The organism is Pseudophaeobacter sp. (genome assembly GCF_048267565.1).
Lineage (GTDB): Bacteria > Pseudomonadota > Alphaproteobacteria > Rhodobacterales > Rhodobacteraceae > Pseudophaeobacter > Pseudophaeobacter profundi.
The window spans coordinates 370,244-386,824 of record NZ_JBLWXG010000002.1; the positions used below are offsets into that span (position 1 = coordinate 370,244).

Consider the following 16,581-nt stretch of genomic DNA (forward strand, 5'->3'; position numbering starts at 1 on the left):
CGAGTAGGACACGAACAGCCCGGGGCACTGCGCCTCGGGCTGTTCTGTTTCTGGCGGTCTGTTGCAATTGCCCGGATACCGGAGCCAGGCAGGACGGGGGCAGGGGTGTCAGGGCGGGGGCGCAATGGTTTCCAGCCGGGCGATCAGCGTATCAGCGCGGGCAATCTGCAGCCGCACCGGGAGGGTGATCACCCTGTGGCGAAAGCTCTCGGGCAGGCGCACCGCGTCTTTTTCGGTGGTGACCAGCTGGGCACCCTGTATCTGGGCTTCGGCCTGCAATCGGTTCATCAAGGCGGTGGACAGCGGTTGGTGATCCTCTAGCGCTTCGGCGCGCAGAACCCTGGCCCCAAGGCCGCGCAGGGTGGCAAAGAATTTTTCCGGATGGCCGATGCCGGCAAAGGCCAGCACGGGGGTATCCTGCCAGGGCATTCCGGTTTGCAGCGGTTCCAGCTTTGCCCGGCAGTGGGGCAGGCCCTGTAGCTGATCGCCCCAGAGGCGGGCAAACTGTTCTTGTGCAGCATCCGACCCGATAGAGAGCACCAGATCTGCCCGTGTCAGCCCCTGTGGTACGGTTTCGCGCAGGGGGCCGGCCGGCAGGCAGCGCCCATTGCCAAAGCCGCGCTGCGCATCCACCACCACCAGTGACAGATCCTTGACCACGCTGGGGTTTTGAAACCCATCATCCAGCAGGATCACCGTGGCGCCGGCGGCCTCGGCGGCGCGGCAGCCTGCGGAGCGATCCCGTGCCACCCAGACCTCGCCAAAGGCGGCCAGCAGCAGTGGTTCGTCCCCGCAGGCATCTGCGCGGTGCAGACCGGGATCCACCGCGACCGGGCCGGTCAGGCTGCCGCCATAGCCGCGGCTGACCACATGGGGTTCATGTCCCATATTGCGCAGGGTTTCCATCAGCCAGATCACCGTTGGGGTCTTGCCAGTGCCGCCTGCGTTGAGGTTGCCAACGCAGATCACCGGCACCCCGGCGCGATGGCCGGGACCGGCGCGCAGCCGCCAGGCTGTGGCGGCACCATAGATCCAGCCCAGCGGCGCCAGGGCAAGGCGGCGCAGGTCAAAGACATCGGGGGATTTGTTCCAGAACTCAGGGGGCCGCATGTGTTTCCTCGCGCAGGTCCAAGATATCCTGCACCTGTTCTAACAATTGATCGGTCATCGCGGCACCTTCGGTGACGGCGGTCCAGCCTGCCAGCGCCCAGCGTGCTGCCACATCCGGCGCCGAGAGGTGGATCACCGCCTCTGCCAGCTCTCGGGCGGTGCGGATCTGTTTGGTCGCCTTCAGGGGGGCCAGTTGGTCGTAGACCGGTTGGTGATGGCCGCAGCCGGGACCATGCAGCACTACCGTCCCCAGGGCCAGTGCCTCTAGTGGGCTTTGGCCGGGCATCTGGGGCTGCAGGCTAGAGGCAAGCAGCGTGACTGGGGCCAGCCGATACCATAGCCCCAGATTGGCGCTGTCGGTGATCAGGATCTGAGTGTAGTCGTTGATCTCTTCGTTGGCATTCCAATCGGTGCAATTTAACCCACTGTCCTGTACCAGATTGCGGGCGCGGGCGCAGCTCTCGGGGTCATCAAGGGCAATTACCAGCAGCATCCGGTGCAGCAGTCGCAGGGCGGTGCGATGGGAATCGAGCAGCTGCGGCAGTTCTGCCAGTTGCACCCGCGAGGCCAGCCATACGGGGCGACTGCCCAGGCGTTGTTGCAGGCTTGCCAGCACCTGCTGGTCGCAGCCCGGTGGCACCGCCGAGAGCCGCAGCGGGCTGGTCAGGTGGATCTGATCGCGCGGCATCCCCGCCTTGATCAGTTGCCTCTGCACCGCCTTGGCGGGGGTAAGGACCGCATTAAAGCCGCCAAAGAGACGTCGCCGCTGATCCGGGAGCCAGCGCAGTTTGCGGGTGGGCAGCTCCTGCTCTTCGATATCAACCAGCAGGGCCGAGATACCCAACTCGCGCATCTGTCGCATCATTCCCCGACGCAGGTTGCCACCAGCCCAGAGACATAGATCCGGGCGCCAGTGGTTCAGGAAGTACCTGCTTTCAGGGGATTGGTCAGGTGCCAGCGCCCCCAGGGCATGATCGCAGCCCTCGGTCTTGGGCATCTGGCCCATACCCGCCTCCCAGGTGGCAAGAACAAAAAGATCCGGCCGCATGGATTTGAGCCGATGGGCAATATCGCAAAGCGCCAGATAGCGCTGGATCGTGGTGGCATGAAGCCACAGGATTTCGCCCTCGGGGCGGGTCTGGGTCTCAAGCTTTGTCATGTGTATTCCGCCCGGCCACAGCCTCTCAATGCCCTGCAATGCCCGGCCCCGCCGGGTCCAGCGCCTGCAGCAGGTCGTGATGGATGCCAGGCGTTGCCGCCACCACCCCATCCAGCAGCGGTACCGCGTTGTTGAACCGCAGGGGCGCGCCCAAACGGTTGCTGGTCAGCCCACCGGCTTCACGCAGGATCAGATCGCCTGCCGCGATATCCCATTCCCAGCTCTGGCGCAGTGTCAGCATAGCGTTGTAGCATCCCTCCGCCACCCGTGCCAGCCGATAGGCCAGTGACGGGCGATAGCTGCGCTGCAGATCGGGGGCTGTGCCGCCGCGCCAGTGGTGGCCAACCAGGTTGGGCGTTGCGGTCAGTATCTTTGCCATGGCCAGCGTGCTGGGCGGGGCAACCGCAATGGGCTGGCCGTTGCAAAAGGCGCCCGATCCTTTGGCAGCGGTATAGAGCAGATCTCGTTGGGGCAGGAAGATCACGGCCGCCGTGACATCGCCGTGATGCGCCACCGCCAGTGAGTGGGCCCAGGTGGCAGAGCCCTCGGCAAAGCTGCGGGTGCCATCGATGGGATCAATGATGAAAACCCGTTCTTTCTCTAGCCGGGCGGCGCTGTCTTCGCTTTCCTCAGATAGCCAGCCGTAATCGGGCCGCGCTGCCCGCAGCATGGTTTCCAGCATGGTGTTGACCGCCAGGTCGGCCTCGGTTACCGGGCCCTGACCGCCGGGTTTTTCCCAGCGCCGCGCCGTTGGACCGGAATATTGCAGCGCAATATCGCCAGCGGCCTGCGCTGCGCGGATCAGCAGGGCAAGATCGTCAGCTGCCTGCAAGGGTCATTCCTTCGACCAGAAGCGAGGGGACCACCCGCGACAGATAGCGGCGTGCATCATTGGCCGGCAGTATCCGCGCTAGCATATCGCGGAGATTTCCCGCGATGGTGCACTCATTGACCGGATAGGCGATCACGCCATTCTCGACCCAAAATCCCGATGCCCCGCGTGAATAGTCGCCGGTGTTGGGATTGACGGTAGAGCCGATCAAAGAGGTGACCAGAAGCCCGGTGCCCATTGCCGCAACCAGGTCATCGCGGCTCTGCTCTCCTGGCGTCAGGGTAACGTTCCAATTGGCGGGGGCCGGCACAGAGCCAACGCCGCGCGCCGCATTGCCGGTGCTTTGCAGTCCCAGTTTGTGGGCCGAGGCCAGATCCAGGGTCCAGCCAGTCAGGATGCCCTGATCAATGATCGCCCGGCGTTGCGTCGCGAGGCCTTCACCATCGAAGGGGCGCGAGCCGGAAATGCGCGGCCTGTGCGGGTCTTCGATCAGGGACAGCCCGGCGGGCAGGATCTGTTCCCCCAGTGCCCCCTGCAACCAGGAAGAACCACGGGCGATCGCCGCGCCATTGGCCGCCGCAAGCAAATGCCCGATCAGCGAAGAAGACACCCGTTCGTCAAACAGCACCGGGTAGCTGCCCGTCTTGGGGCGGCGCGCATCAAGCCGCGCCACGGCCCGTTCACCAGCGGTGCGGCCAATATCCGCGGCACTGCGCAGATCAGCCTGAAAGGTGCGGGAATCGCCATCATAGTCGCGCTCCATCCCTGCACCGGTTCCAGCGATCCCGGTACAGGAGAGGGAGCGACCGCTACGCTGGTAGCCGCCAGAAAACCCGTTGGAGGTGGCAAGGTGAAAGGATTGCTGACCATAGCCTGCGGCGGCACCCTGCACCTGGCTGATGCCCGGAATTGCGGCGCAGGCTGCTTCGGCCTGCAGGGCGTCATCCTGTAGGGCCTGTGGCGTTGGTTCTGGGCTGGGATCGCAAAGTTCAAGCGCGTCGATGTCCCAGTCCTGGGCCAGCTGGTCGGGACTGGCCAGGCCGGTATGGGGATCTTCGGGTGCCTCGCGGGCCATGGCCAGGGCGCGTTCCGCCATGGTGATCAGGGTTTCTGTCCGGCTGTCAGAAGAGGAGACCTGCGCCTGCCGTTGGCCAACAAAGACGCGCAGCCCCAGATCAATGCCTTCTGAGCGTTCCGCCTGTTCCAGCTTGCCCTCGCGCACCTCGATGCTGAGAGAGCTGCCCGTCGCGACCATGGTATCAACGGCATCGGCCCCGGCGCGTTTGGCGGCGTCGATCAGGGCATGGCATAGCGCTTGCGGAGACTGGGTCATGGGCACCTACTGATTTTTGATTGCTACCAGAGCTAGCCAGACCCGCGACCCGCTGCAAGGGTGTGGTACAAAAAAGGGCCGCGCGGGGCGGCCCTGATGTTTGTTTTTCGGTTGCGAACGGCGCTTATTTGATACGCTGGCCATTGGCGTGGATCTGGCCATCCTCAGAGACCTTGATTTCCGAGGTGAGGGTATCTTCACCTTCACCGGGGACACCAAACATGCCCATCATCATCCGTGCGCCCATGGCATCGTTGTCGCTGAGCAGGCCCATCTTGATCAGGTTGTCGATCAAGCCATTGGCACCTGTGAGTTCGACATTGGCCACGCCGTCGGGGGCAGGCATACCGTCAAATGTTTCCAGATCGGCATTGTTGAAGGTGAAATCGCCGGTGCCTGTCAGTTTGGCGCCAGCGGCAGAGACCAGCAGCTGTTTGATGCTCAGCGCGTTGACTTCGCCAGGCTCCTTCTCGCCATCCTCAAGCGCTTCGATCGCTGTGGGGTCGAACATGTCAAACAGCAGTTTGCCCTTGCCGGCCAGGTCCAGCACAATGGTGGCCGGGTCACGCGGCAGGTTGCCTTCCGGGTCAACCATACCCCAGAGCATGTCTGGCACAGCAAAATCACGTAGGGTGATGCCGAGGCCAAAATCCTGCTCGTCTTCGGATTTGGCGATGGGCATTTTCAGTTTGAAGCCGGTTTCCGCCATGGACAGTGCCAGAGGGAAGGGGATTTCAGACCCGGACACATCCAGTTTGATATCGCGCTGGCTGACATCATAGGCCAGGCCATCGCTGCTCATGGCGACGCCAAATGTCCCGCCCGCAGAGCTGCTTTTCAGATCAAAGCTGTCGCTCCCGGTCACCATGACGGTGCTGTTCCCGCCTGTATAGGCCAGGTTGGCATCGACGTTGAGCCCCCCCTTGATCAGGTCAGGCAACATGGGGCTGACCGCATCGGTGGGAATGATGCTGGAGACCGCACCCGTGATATTTTCAAGACTGCCCTTGATACTGCCGCTATCGTCGCTGTCGGGGTCCTTGAAGGCGATATCATAGGTGATATTGCTGATGGACTGCGACTGCGTATAGCTGCGCTGATCAGCAATCCGCATGATGGTTTTTGAGGCAATATCCTTCAATACCACTGTGGCCTGCAGCAAGTCGGCAGGGATGTCTTCGCCGGTGGCGCCGAATTTGCCCAGGGTCAGGGTGCCCTCGGCAGAGGCATAGTCGTAGGTCATCTCGGTAGGATCGCCCGAGACCACAATCGGCGCGCCATCATGGGCATAGATGATCTCTGCCGAGAAACGTTTGTTATCCTCGTCAGCGGCAACGACGATGGGGAATTCCTTGGGGAACACCACATTGACGGTGCCATCACCATTTTCGACGAATTCAAGGGAGGGCAGGGTCATCTCCATGTCGCCCTCTTGCGCGCCGATCTGCATGTTCATGGAAAAATCGCTGACGGTCAGCACATTTCCTGACTGGGATTCGGTGCCCGTCACAGTATAGCCTGTGCCTGTCATATAGGCTTTCCAGTCAGACCAGACATCCTGGGCGCTGACATCAGCAAATGCCCCTTGGGCTGTGATAATCAAAACCGCAGCTGCGCCCGTGCCGCGCGCGAGGGAAACTGTCATGGGATAACCTTTCTGCATATAGGCAAATACAATGGTCCATATGGTCAACTGCAAGGTTGATTGCGTCAAGGGGCCTGGGGCTGGACCGTTCCCCCTAAGCAGTTTACCACATTTGGAACTGCGGATTTGGAGATTAATCAAATGGATATCAAGGGAAAAACAGTTGTGATCACCGGCGCAAGCCGCGGTATCGGGGCCGATGCGGCCCGAGTCTTTGCTGCTGCAGGGGCCAATCTGGCCTTGCTGGCAAGAAGCACAGAGAGCCTGACGACCCTGGCGGAAGAGATCGGCGGAAACACGCTGGCCTTTGCCTGTGATGTCTCGGACCCGGCTGCTGTCGCTGCCGCGTTGCAAAAGGCACATGCCGATTTTGGCAGCCTGGATGTGCTGATCAACAATGCCGGCGTCATCGACCCGATCGCCCGGATCCAAGAGGCTAACCCGGCGGACTGGGGCAAGCTGATGGATATCAACATCAAGGGCGTCTTCAACGGTATTCACGCGGCCCTGCCCTTGATGAAATCCGGCAATGGCGGCACCATCATCAACATTGGCTCCGGTGCGGCCTATAATGCGCTGGAAGGCTGGAGCGCCTATTGCACCTCCAAGGCGGGCGTCTTGATGTTGACCCGTGCGCTGCATCTGGAAGAGGGCGGCAATGGCATTCGCGTGCTCAGCCTGTCACCGGGGACGGTGGCCACTGAAATGCAGCGCAAGATCAAATCCAGTGGCATCAACCCGGTTAGTCAAATCGATTGGGAGGATCACGTGCCCGCCGCATGGCCTGCCAAGACGTTGTTGTGGATGTGCGGTGCGGATGCCGATGAATTCCTCGGCGATGAGGTCTCGTTGCGCCTGGAAGACATTCGCAAGCGTGTCGGCCTGATATGATTGACCTCGAAATCTCCGACGCCGGGCTTTGGACTGTCACCCTCAACCGTCCGGAAAAGGCCAATTCGCTGACCGGGCAGATGCTGGAAGATCTGTTGGATATTACCAGCCGCGCGCAGGCGGCGCGTGGGCTGATCCTTACCGGCAGGGGCAGGGTCTTTAGTGCTGGTGCCGATCTGGAAGAGGCCCGCGCAGGCCTTGCCACCTCTCCCCTGTGGGAGCAGCTCTCGGCGGCGCTGGCCCAGTTGCCCTGCCTGAAGATCGCCGCCCTGAACGGGACATTGGCGGGCGGTGCGAATGGCATGGCGCTGGCCTGTGACATTCGCCTTATGGTGCCAACGGCCAAGGTGTTTTACCCGGTGATGAAGCTTGGCTATCTGCCGCAGCCCTCGGATGTGGGGCGCATGACGGCGCTGATTGGGCCGGCGCGCTGCAAGATGATCTTGGCGGCTGGGCAAAAGATTGATGCGGCAGAGGCCTGCGCCTGGGGCCTGGTGGACCGGCTGGTTGCCCCTGAAGAGCTGATGGATCAGGCACAGGCCCTGATGGGTGATGCCTTGGCTGCCACACCGCAGATCGCCGAGGGGATTCTGGAAATGTGCCGTGAGAGGGCGCAACGGTGATGGATCCGATGCAGGATGAGGTTTGGGATGCGGTGGTGATTGGCGGCGGGCCTGCCGGCTTGATGGCGGCAGGGGAACTTGCCACTGCCGGGCACCGCGTTTTGCTGGCCGAGGCCAAGCCATCCCTGGGGCGCAAGTTCCTGATGGCGGGGAAATCCGGTCTGAACCTCACCAAAGATGAGGATCTGGTGCAATTGTTGCGGCACTATGGCAGCGCGGCCAAAGCTTTGACGCCAATGATTTCCGCCTTTGATGCGACGGCTGTGCAGGATTGGGCGCGGTCTCTGGGGCAAAAGCTGTTTACCGGCTCTACCGGGCGGGTCTTTCCAGAAACAATGAAGGCCTCGCCGCTGTTGCGGGCCTGGCTGGGCCGGTTGGAACAGCAGGGCGTGACCTGGCGCCGTCGCTGGCGCTGGACCGGCTGGCAGGGGGATATGCTGTGCTTTGACACCCCCGAGGGCGCGGTACAGATCAAGGCGGGCGCAACGGTGTTGGCGCTGGGCGGCGCGAGCTGGGCACGGCTTGGATCGGACGGCGGCTGGGTGCAGCCGCTGGCGGCGCAGGGCGTGACGCTGCAGCCGTTCCAACCGGCAAATGCAGGTCTGCTCTGTGATTGGTCGGCGCATATGCAGGCGCAGTTTGGTCAGCCGGTCAAGGGCGTCACCTGGCAGGCGGGAACCAGCATGTCGCGGGGCGAGGCGATTATTTCGCAGCACGGATTGGAGGGGGGCGGCATCTATTCGGTCAGTGCTGCGGTCCGCGATGGTTCAGATCTTTGCGTCGATTTGTTGCCGGACCTGTCGCTGGCCCAGATCACCGAGCGCCTGGCGCGCCCCCGGGGCAAGGCCAGCCTGGCCAATCACCTGCGGCGTTGCCTGAAACTGGGGGCCGCACGCACTGCGCTGTTACAGGAATTTGGTCGTCCGCTGCCGCAGGCTCCTGCGGCACTGGCGGCGCGGATCAAGGCGCTGCCGGTCAAGCACGCAGGCCTGCGTCCGTTGGACGAGGCGATCTCGACCGCCGGGGGCATTGACTGGCGCGAACTGGATGAGGATCTGATGTTGACCAAGCGCCCCGGTACTTTTTGCGCCGGTGAAATGCTGGACTGGGAGGCCCCTACAGGTGGCTACCTTCTGACCGGTTGCTTTGCCACCGGGCGCTGGGCCGGGCGTGGGGCGGCGGCCTATCTGGCCCGGGGCTGAGCGGTCGACACCGCAGCCTGCCCCAGGCCCACTGTTGTCAGGCCAGGGCGGCTGCGCGCTGGTAGGCGGGCCGTTCCTGCATTGCCGTGCAATAGTCCAGCATCGCCTGGCTTTCGATGTTGAACTTGGCACCAAGGGCCCAGGTCAGGCAATGGGTCAGAATGATATCCGCGATGCTAAAGGTTTCTCCCATGACATAGGGGCCTTTGAATTGCTGTGCTATTCGGTTGAGATTGTTGGAAAACTCTAGCTTCAGGCTTGGCTTGATCTCGGCCACGCGCTGGTCTTGCGGCAGGATGAAGCTATGCCGCGCTGCGGTCCAGAGCAGCGAATCCAGCTCATCCAGGTAGCGCTGGGTCATGGCATCCTGCTGGGCGCGCTGCAGCGTTCCGGCCGGGGCGGTCAACTGGCCATGTTTATCCGCCAGATAGGTCAGAATTGCGGTTGAATCCGTCAGCACCGCGTCTCCCTCTTGCAGCACTGGCACCTTGCCCGAGGCATTGAGCGCCAGCACATCCGGGCTATGGGGCTGGGCTGGGTTCAGACCATACTCCAGCCCCATTTCTTCCAGCGCCCAAAGCACGCGGAAGCTCCGGGTTTTGGGCAGGCCGATAAGGGTATACATGGTGGGTTCTCCGGTTGTGCAGGTTGCGCCGCCAGCATGAAGCCGGGCGGAAATAGGTCAAGTCCGCATCGACTGCGCCTGGCAAAAGCACGCAGCGTTAGGGCATGTCGTGCAAAATCAACCCAGAGCCTAGCGCGCCCGTCCCAGCATCGCCAGCCGGATCAGCGCACGTTCCATCAGCGCCAGCGCCGGGGCGGTTTGCCCGGCAGAGCGCAACTGTAGGTCGGTATCGGTCAGCAGCGTCAAGGCGCGTTGCAGCCTGTCCGCCCCCCAGGCCTGCGCCTGTCGCTGCACCCTATCGCGGCGTTTGCCATATAGCGGCGGGCGCAACCGGCCGATGCCCTGGGCCGGGCCACCAGGATCGGCGGCAACGGTGTAGAGCGTACGAAAATGCCGGGTCGCGCCGATGCACAGTGTCACCGCATTGGTGCCCTGGGATTGCAACCGGTTGATCAGGGGGCCAATTTCCGGGGTGCGTCCCTCGGCCACCACATTCAGCACATCATCCAGGGCGGCTTCGGTGGATTGCGGCGCAATCGCCTGAATATCCTCTAGCGACAGCGGCGCGGCATCGCCGTGTTTATACAGCGACAGCTTTTCAATCATGCGGGAAAAATCACCCGGGCCAATGTCATTGGCAATATCGGTGAGCGCAGACATGCTGTCATTGGGCACATCGCGGATCTGGGCCGCTGCCAGGATCCGTTCAATTTCGGCCCGCGAGGGCGGATCGTCATACAGGCCGGCGGCATAGGTGGCCGGGTGGCTCTCAAACCCTTTGCGCAGCTTCGATGTGGCCTTGAGTTGGCCTGCCGTGACCACGATCTGGGCATCGCCAGGCTGCCATTCTTCCAGCGCCGCAAGAATGGCCGGGGCGGCAGTGTCGTTGGCCTCTTCGACAAAGACGGCGCGGGCACCGGGGAAAAAGCCCACCGCTTTGACCGCGTCCAACAACTGGGCCGGATCCTTGCGCAGCGCACTGGCAGACATCCGCGACAGGCGCATTTCCTCTTCGGCACCGGGCCCCAGAAGCGCTGTCAGCATTTGCTGACGTTTCAGGGCCACCCGCATTGCATCGGCGCCATAGATCAACAGGCCGGTTTTCTTTGGGTCGGGCCGCTGGCAATAGGCATCGGTGTCGCGCGGGGACAGTTTCATGCGTTGGGCTTCATTCGGCAGGGGCGGGTGTTGGTGCGGCTTCTGGCGCGGGTGGAGTCACAACAGCGGTGGCCAGAATGCGTGTAGCAATTTGATCGGCCAGGATGCGCATTAGCCGCTCAAAGGCATCACGTTCGCCTGCCAAGGTTTCCACTGATGACCCGGTGGCGGAGTAACCGGTGAAATTGGTCTCGCTACCGCTGGAAATCACCGCGCCATCCGACAGCCGCGTCAGGCTGTAGCCTGCCGCGCCGATGATAGAGTAGCGGGTGATCGAACTGTCAGCAGTGATCGCCTGGCCTTCGGTGCGGGTCGACAGCTTTAGGGCAAGCCGGTAGTCGCCACTGGTGGTACGCCCCAGGCGCTGTTCCAGATCGCGCACCAGGAAATAGCCATTGGCATCCCCCCGCGAATCGGGCTGATCCAGGGGGGCTACCTCTACCCGCCCATAAAGCGCAGCGCCGGTGCCCCCTGGCGCATTGACCGGGGTGAACCCACAGGCGCTGACCACCAGGGCGGCGGCCAGCGACAGGCCCAGCAGGGGCAGTCTAAGCAACGACATTGACGATACGACCCGGCACCACGATGACCTTTTTCGGGGCGCCACCATTCAGCGCCTTTTGCACAGCTTCGTGTGCCAGGGCGATTTTTTCAACCTCTGCCTTGTCGAGATCCGCAGCCACGGTGATTTCGCCGCGGCGCTTGCCATTGATCTGGATCGGCAGCGTGACGCTGGCCTCGATCAGCATGGCCTCATCCGCCACTGGCCAGGGGGCTGTGGCGATCAGGCCTTCGCCGCCCTGATGTGCCCAGATGGCCTCGGCCAGGTGCGGCACCATGGGAGACATCAGCTGTGCCAGGACCATGATGGCCTGTTTCTGCGCCGCCTGTCCCGCCTTGGACTTTGCCAGGGTATTGGTAAAGCCATAGAGCCGCGCGATGGAGGCGTTGAAGCCAAAGCTTTCCACTCCGAGGGTCACATCGCGGATGGTTTTATGCATCTCGCGCAGCAGATCTTCATCGCCCTGACCGGGGGCGCTGGGGTCCATCTGGGCGATCTTGTCGCTGAGGTTCCAGACGCGGTTGAGGTGCTTGTAGGCGGCCTCGGCACCCGCAGCTGTCCATTCCACATCCCGTTCGGGTGGCGAATCAGACAGCACAAACCAGCGCGCGGTATCCGCACCAAAGGCCGAGATGATCGACAGCGGGTCGACCACGTTGTTTTTGGACTTCGACATCTTGGCCGAGGGAATCACCGTGACCTCTGCGCCGCCCTCTTTCAGGAAGGCCTTGCCGTCGCGCAGCTCTACCTCTTCGGGGTAGTGATAGACCGGGCGGCCGGCATTCCCGGCGGTTTGGTAAATCGCATGCGTCACCATGCCCTGCGTGAACAGCGCATCAAAGGGTTCCTTGGCGCTCTCGGGCAGGTGGCCGCAGATATGCATCGCGCGGGCAAAGAACCGTGAATAGAGCAGGTGCAAAATCGCGTGTTCAACGCCGCCGATATACTGGTCGACATTCATCCAATAAGAGGCCGCTTCCAGATCGGTCGGCGTTGCGGCCCTTGGTGCGGTAAAGCGGGCGAAATACCAGCTGGAATCGACAAAGGTATCCATGGTGTCGGTTTCCCGCTGGGCCGGTTTGCCACAGGCGGGGCAGGCGCAGTCGCGCCAGCTGGGGTGGCGATCCAACGGGTTGCCGGGCACCGAGAAATCAATCGCCTTGCCGTCCTCGTCATAGGGCAGGGCGATGGGCAGGTTTTCTTTCTTTTCCGGCACCACACCGCAATCGGCGCAATGCACCACCGGAATCGGGCAGCCCCAATAGCGCTGGCGTGACAGGCCCCAATCGCGCAGGCGGAACTTGGTGACACCCTCGCCCCAGCCTTCAGCCTCGGCCTTGTCGATGGTTGTGTCGATCGCCTGTTCACCAGTGGCGATGTCCAGTCCGGCAAAGTGATTGATCCACTTCACCTTTTCAGACTTCAGCGGCACAAAGGCCTGATCGGTGACTGGATTGTGGTTTTCCAGCGCTTCAAAGGTTTCCACCACGGGCAGGTCATATTTGCGGCAGAAGTCCAGATCGCGCTGGTCATGTGCGGGGCAGGCAAAGACCGCGCCGGTGCCGTAATCCATCAGGATGAAATTGGCGATCCAGACCGGCAGTTCCCAATCGGGGTTCAGCGGGTGTTTTGCCCGAATGCCGGTGTCCAGACCCAGCTTTTCGGCGGTCTCGATGGCCTCTTCTGTGGTGCCACCCTTGCGGCATTCTGCAACAAATGCGGCCACCTCGGCAGAGTTTGCTTCCAGTTCCTTGGCAATCGGGTGATCAGGCGAAATACCAACAAAGCTGGCGCCCATCAGGGTGTCGGGCCGGGTGGTATAAACTTCGATCGGGGCGCCGCCATCGCAGCGTTCAAACCCGAATTGCAGCCCGCGCGATTTTCCGATCCAGTTTTCCTGCATCAGGCGCACCTTGGCAGGCCAGTTTTCCAACCCGTCCAGCGCGCTCAGCAGCTCATCCGAATAATCAGAGATCTTGAAGAACCACTGGGTCAGTTCGCGCCGTTCCACCAGCGCGCCAGAGCGCCAGCCGCGCCCGGCTTCGACCTGTTCATTGGCCAGAACTGTCATATCAACCGGATCCCAGTTGACCACGGCGTTTTTACGGTAGACCAGATCCTTTTCCAGGAAGTCCAGGAACAGGGCCTGCTGCTGGCCGTAATACTCTTCGTCGCAGGTGGCAAATTCGCGTGACCAATCCAGCGAGAGCCCCAGGGGTTTCATCTGTTCTTTCATTGCCTCGATATTGGCATAGGTCCAGTCCTTGGGGTGGCCACCCGAGGCCATGGCAGCGTTTTCTGCTGGCATCCCAAAGGCATCCCAGCCCATGGGGTGCAGCACATTATGCCCGGTCGACATCTTGTAGCGCGCCACCACGTCGCCCATGGTATAGTTGCGCACATGCCCCATGTGCAGCTTGCCCGATGGGTAGGGGAACATCTCGAGCACATAGTATTTTTCTTTGCCAGGTGTGGCCTGGGCCTCAAAAATACCGGCCTCATTCCAGGCCTTTTGCCATTTTTCTTCGATTTCGGTGGCAGCGTAGCGCGACATTGCGAGAGGTCCTTTAAGAATGAAAACGCCGGGTTGTGACCCGGCGCCTGTAATACTGTTGTTTTGATCGCTGTGCCAGCGCTTCGTCGCGGTGTTCAGAGGTTCTTGTCGGCGATGCGCAGCTGGCGGGCGCGCGACAGGATCGCATCCTCGACTGCGCGGGTGGTGGCGGCCTCAACCGGGCGCCCCCCTTTGGTCTGCAGCGACACATTCAGAGACCGCGCATCCAGTGCCGGGTCCTTGATATGCACGGTCGCACGATAGGACCTGCCGCTGCCGGGCGGGGTGCCATAGCCTGTCACGATCACCCCGGTGAAAGGGTCAACTGATTGTACTGGCAGGAATTCCAGCACATCCAGGCTGGCGTTCCACAGGTAGCGGTTTACCTGTACCTTCTGATCGGGCGTGCCGCCAAACAAATCCCAAATCGAAGAGCTGGAGCTTTCGGCCGCCTTAACATCGTTATTAAATTCTTGTGGAGTTTGTCCTCTGGGGGCCTTGCCACCGCCACAGGCTACCAAACCAAAGCACAAAAGCCCCGCGAGGGTTCTTGTCATCATCTTATGCAGTGTCATCGTCGCTCCCGGAGCCAGTATCTTGCCGCACTCCTATCGTATCGGCGCCCTGCGGAGCAAGCGCTTTAGCGCGGCAGGGGCGGTTCCGGCGAATCGAAGGGACGGACAGTTATATATAGGATACATGTCATTGCCCCCGCCCCTGCGCGGGAAAACCCTGTCGTTGCAGGCTACACTGTGCGAGCGGCTAAATTCCTCTATCCGGAACACAAATGGCTGAAACACAGTGGAAACAGGGCGCAAACGGTGGGGGCAGGCGTCAGACTGTGGCAAAGCTGCACCATCCTAAAGGCCAATGCTGTCTGGTCGTTGAGCCGCTCTTGCCAAAACGGGGGTGAAAAAGCGAAACCCCTTGTCATACCCACGCCGGATTCCCCGGTTTGGGCATCAGAATTAAAACCGAGGGAAAAATCGATGAAAAAGGTTCTCTTCGCGACTACCGCGCTGATCGCCACTGCTTCCGTAGCAGCAGCTGACGTCCGTCTGTCCGGTTACGGCCGCTTTGGTCTGGACTATAACGCCGCAAACAAAACCGTTGCTGGTGTTTCCGAAACCAACATCACCAGCCGTCTGCGTCTGCAGTTCGACATGTCGACCGAAACCGACGGTGGCGTAGGCTTCAACGCGCGCTTCCGCGCCCAGGCCGAAAGCCGTGACGGTGTTGCCGGTACCGCAGTATTCAACGGCGCACGCTTTGGCGTGACCTATGGCGGCCTGACCGTCAACGTTGGCAACATCATCGGTGCTGTTGAAAACGCACCTGGCCTGTATGTCACCGGCACCCGTTCCGCCGGCACCGGCATCGACGGCATGGGCTTCAACTCCCTGGTTGTTCGTGGCGCAAGCGCAGCAACCGGTTCCGTTGGCACCTTTAACTGGGATGCATATGACTCCGCAGGCGCAGGCTCCAACGGTATCGAAGCTCTGTACTCCATGGGCGGCTTCACTGGTCACGTGTCTTACAGCCAGCGCAATACTCCTGTGACAGGTACCCAGGTTCCTGGTCAGGCCGATGGCGAAGCTCGCACCGCAGTCATGCTGACATACTCGTTCTCTGACTACTATGTGACTGGTGCCTACCAGGCCGCAAGCAACACCAACGCAGCCGGTTCCGGTACCCAATTCACCACTTCGAATGGTACCATCATCGACGCCAACGACGGCCTGTACCTGATTGCAGCTGGCGGTGACTTCGGTGCCTTCGGTGCGCGTCTGGCATACGGTTCTTCCGACGCTGCTGACTCCGTTACCCTGGAAGGTAACATGGACATCGGCGCAGCCTCCAACTTGGTTCTCTGGGTTAACAGCACTGACGTTGACTCGAACCTGCTGGCAGACACCACCGTTGCCGGTGCGACCACTCGTGGCGCGAACGCTGCTGCTGCTGACGGTACTTCCTTCGGCATCAACTACCAGTACGACCTGGGTGGCGGCGCTACCTTTGTTGCTGGTTACGTGAACAGCGCTGCTGACGTAAACGACGACCAGTTCCAGGCCGGTGTATACTTCAGCTTCTAAGCTGAACTTACGCTTCGCGTGAATTGGGGGCGGGCTCTTAACAGGGCTCGCCCTTTTCCGTTTGGCCCTTAACATTTGCCCCAAAACCGTGTTGTTCTGGCGCAAAAGCCGGAGAGAGCCAGATGTCGCTGCAAGAAATCAAAACCCGTATTCAGACCGCTGAAACTGCCGCAGGCCGTGCCCCGGGATCTGTCAAGCTGATCGCCGTGTCCAAGGTGCAGCCCAATGAACGGGTTGCCGCGGTGCTGGATCAGGGCCAGCGCTGTTTTGGTGAAAACCGGGTGCAGGAAGCCATGGGCAAATGGCCTGACTTTGCCCAGACCTACAGCGATCTCGATCTGCATCTGATTGGCCCCTTGCAGACAAACAAGGCGCGTCAGGCGATGACGCTGTTCAACAGTATTCACACGCTGGACCGGCCCAAGCTGGCCAAGGTGCTGGCGCGATTGGCGCAGGAGCTGGGGCACTGCCCGGATCTGTTCATCCAGGTCAACACCGGGGCAGAGCCGCAGAAGGCCGGCATCCTGCCCGCAGATACCGACGCATTTGTCGCCGAGTGTCGTTTGCTGGACCTGCCGATCTGGGGGCTGATGTGCATCCCCCCGGTGACCGAACCCGCCGAGACTCATTTTGCCCAGCTGGCCGAAATGGCCGACCGCAACGGCTTGATGGGGTTGTCGATGGGGATGAGCAGCGATTTTGAACAGGCGATTGCCCAGGGGGCCACCCATGTCCGGGTTGGGTCCGCCATCTTTGGTGCCCGCACCGCAGCCGAGGGTTAGCGCGCGTCAGGC

15 protein-coding genes are annotated in these 16,581 nt (G+C 61.7%); 5 read left to right on the forward strand and 10 right to left on the reverse strand.

Features of this window, described 5'->3' with window-relative positions; genetic code table 11:
• Positions 1-108 precede the first annotated feature (108 nt).
• From lpxK to ACN0VH_RS08225, 5 genes are all read right to left on the reverse strand, one after another.
• Positions 109-1,110, reverse strand: coding sequence for a tetraacyldisaccharide 4'-kinase (gene lpxK / locus ACN0VH_RS08205; protein WP_417700273.1), 1,002 nt, complete (start codon positions 1,108-1,110; stop codon positions 109-111).
• Positions 1,097-2,269, reverse strand: a complete 1,173-nt coding sequence (locus tag ACN0VH_RS08210) for a 3-deoxy-D-manno-octulosonic acid transferase (RefSeq protein WP_417700274.1) — start codon at positions 2,267-2,269, stop codon at positions 1,097-1,099. The genes lpxK and ACN0VH_RS08210 overlap by 14 nt, the downstream gene beginning before the upstream one ends.
• 25 nt (positions 2,270-2,294) lie before the next feature.
• Positions 2,295-3,101, reverse strand: a complete 807-nt coding sequence (locus ACN0VH_RS08215; RefSeq protein WP_278922014.1) for an inositol monophosphatase family protein — start codon at positions 3,099-3,101, stop codon at positions 2,295-2,297.
• Complete coding sequence (locus tag ACN0VH_RS08220; RefSeq protein WP_417700275.1) at positions 3,088-4,434, reverse strand: TldD/PmbA family protein; 1,347 nt, start codon at positions 4,432-4,434, stop codon at positions 3,088-3,090. Before ACN0VH_RS08220 ends, ACN0VH_RS08215 begins: the two co-directional genes overlap by 14 nt.
• Positions 4,435-4,558: 124 nt before the next feature.
• Positions 4,559-6,079 carry a DUF2125 domain-containing protein gene (locus ACN0VH_RS08225; RefSeq protein WP_417700277.1) on the reverse strand — a complete coding sequence of 507 codons (1,521 nt, stop codon included), beginning with the start codon at positions 6,077-6,079 and terminating at the stop codon, positions 4,559-4,561.
• Positions 6,080-6,220: 141 nt separating this feature from the next.
• Between ACN0VH_RS08225 and ACN0VH_RS08230 the strand changes: the two genes are divergently transcribed.
• Genes ACN0VH_RS08230 through ACN0VH_RS08240 form a run of 3 tightly spaced genes read left to right on the forward strand, consistent with a single transcriptional unit; the run spans position 6,221 to position 8,795 of the window.
• Positions 6,221-6,970, forward strand: coding sequence for an SDR family oxidoreductase (locus tag ACN0VH_RS08230; RefSeq protein ID WP_278922011.1), 750 nt, complete (start codon positions 6,221-6,223; stop codon positions 6,968-6,970).
• Positions 6,967-7,593, forward strand: coding sequence for an enoyl-CoA hydratase/isomerase family protein (locus ACN0VH_RS08235; RefSeq protein ID WP_417700278.1), 627 nt, complete (start codon positions 6,967-6,969; stop codon positions 7,591-7,593). The genes ACN0VH_RS08230 and ACN0VH_RS08235 overlap by 4 nt, the downstream gene beginning before the upstream one ends.
• An 8-nt stretch (positions 7,594-7,601) precedes the next feature.
• A complete protein-coding gene (locus ACN0VH_RS08240; RefSeq protein ID WP_417700341.1) occupies positions 7,602-8,795 on the forward strand; it encodes a TIGR03862 family flavoprotein in 1,194 nt (397 codons plus the stop codon).
• 37 nt (positions 8,796-8,832) lie between these two features.
• Here ACN0VH_RS08240 and ACN0VH_RS08245 read toward each other — a convergent pair whose 3' ends face one another.
• The 5 genes from ACN0VH_RS08245 to ACN0VH_RS08265 all read right to left on the reverse strand — a co-directional run bounded on the left by ACN0VH_RS08245 (position 8,833) and on the right by ACN0VH_RS08265 (position 14,269).
• Complete coding sequence (locus tag ACN0VH_RS08245) at positions 8,833-9,420, reverse strand: glutathione S-transferase family protein (protein ID WP_417700279.1); 588 nt, start codon at positions 9,418-9,420, stop codon at positions 8,833-8,835.
• Positions 9,421-9,549: 129 nt separating this feature from the next.
• Positions 9,550-10,578 carry a DNA polymerase III subunit delta gene (gene holA / locus ACN0VH_RS08250; protein ID WP_278922008.1) on the reverse strand — a complete coding sequence of 343 codons (1,029 nt, stop codon included), beginning with the start codon at positions 10,576-10,578 and terminating at the stop codon, positions 9,550-9,552.
• A gap of 10 nt (positions 10,579-10,588) precedes the next feature.
• The gene (gene lptE, locus ACN0VH_RS08255) at positions 10,589-11,140 is read right to left on the reverse strand and encodes an LPS assembly lipoprotein LptE (protein WP_278922007.1); all 552 of its coding nucleotides are present in this window, start codon (positions 11,138-11,140) and stop codon (positions 10,589-10,591) included.
• Positions 11,127-13,694 carry a leucine--tRNA ligase gene (gene leuS / locus ACN0VH_RS08260; protein WP_417700281.1) on the reverse strand — a complete coding sequence of 856 codons (2,568 nt, stop codon included), beginning with the start codon at positions 13,692-13,694 and terminating at the stop codon, positions 11,127-11,129. Before leuS ends, lptE begins: the two co-directional genes overlap by 14 nt.
• Positions 13,695-13,789: 95 nt before the next feature.
• Positions 13,790-14,269: a DUF3576 domain-containing protein gene (locus tag ACN0VH_RS08265; RefSeq protein WP_278922005.1), complete on the reverse strand. Its 480-nt coding sequence runs from the start codon at positions 14,267-14,269 to the stop codon at positions 13,790-13,792.
• Positions 14,270-14,683: 414 nt separating this feature from the next.
• Here ACN0VH_RS08265 and ACN0VH_RS08270 point away from each other — a divergent pair, with 414 nt between their 5' ends.
• Together ACN0VH_RS08270 and ACN0VH_RS08275 are read left to right on the forward strand one after the other, a co-directional pair.
• Positions 14,684-15,787 carry a porin gene (locus ACN0VH_RS08270; protein ID WP_417700283.1) on the forward strand — a complete coding sequence of 368 codons (1,104 nt, stop codon included), beginning with the start codon at positions 14,684-14,686 and terminating at the stop codon, positions 15,785-15,787.
• Between the two features lie 122 nt (positions 15,788-15,909).
• Complete coding sequence (locus ACN0VH_RS08275; RefSeq protein ID WP_417700284.1) at positions 15,910-16,569, forward strand: YggS family pyridoxal phosphate-dependent enzyme; 660 nt, start codon at positions 15,910-15,912, stop codon at positions 16,567-16,569.
• Positions 16,570-16,581: the final 12 nt, after the last annotated feature.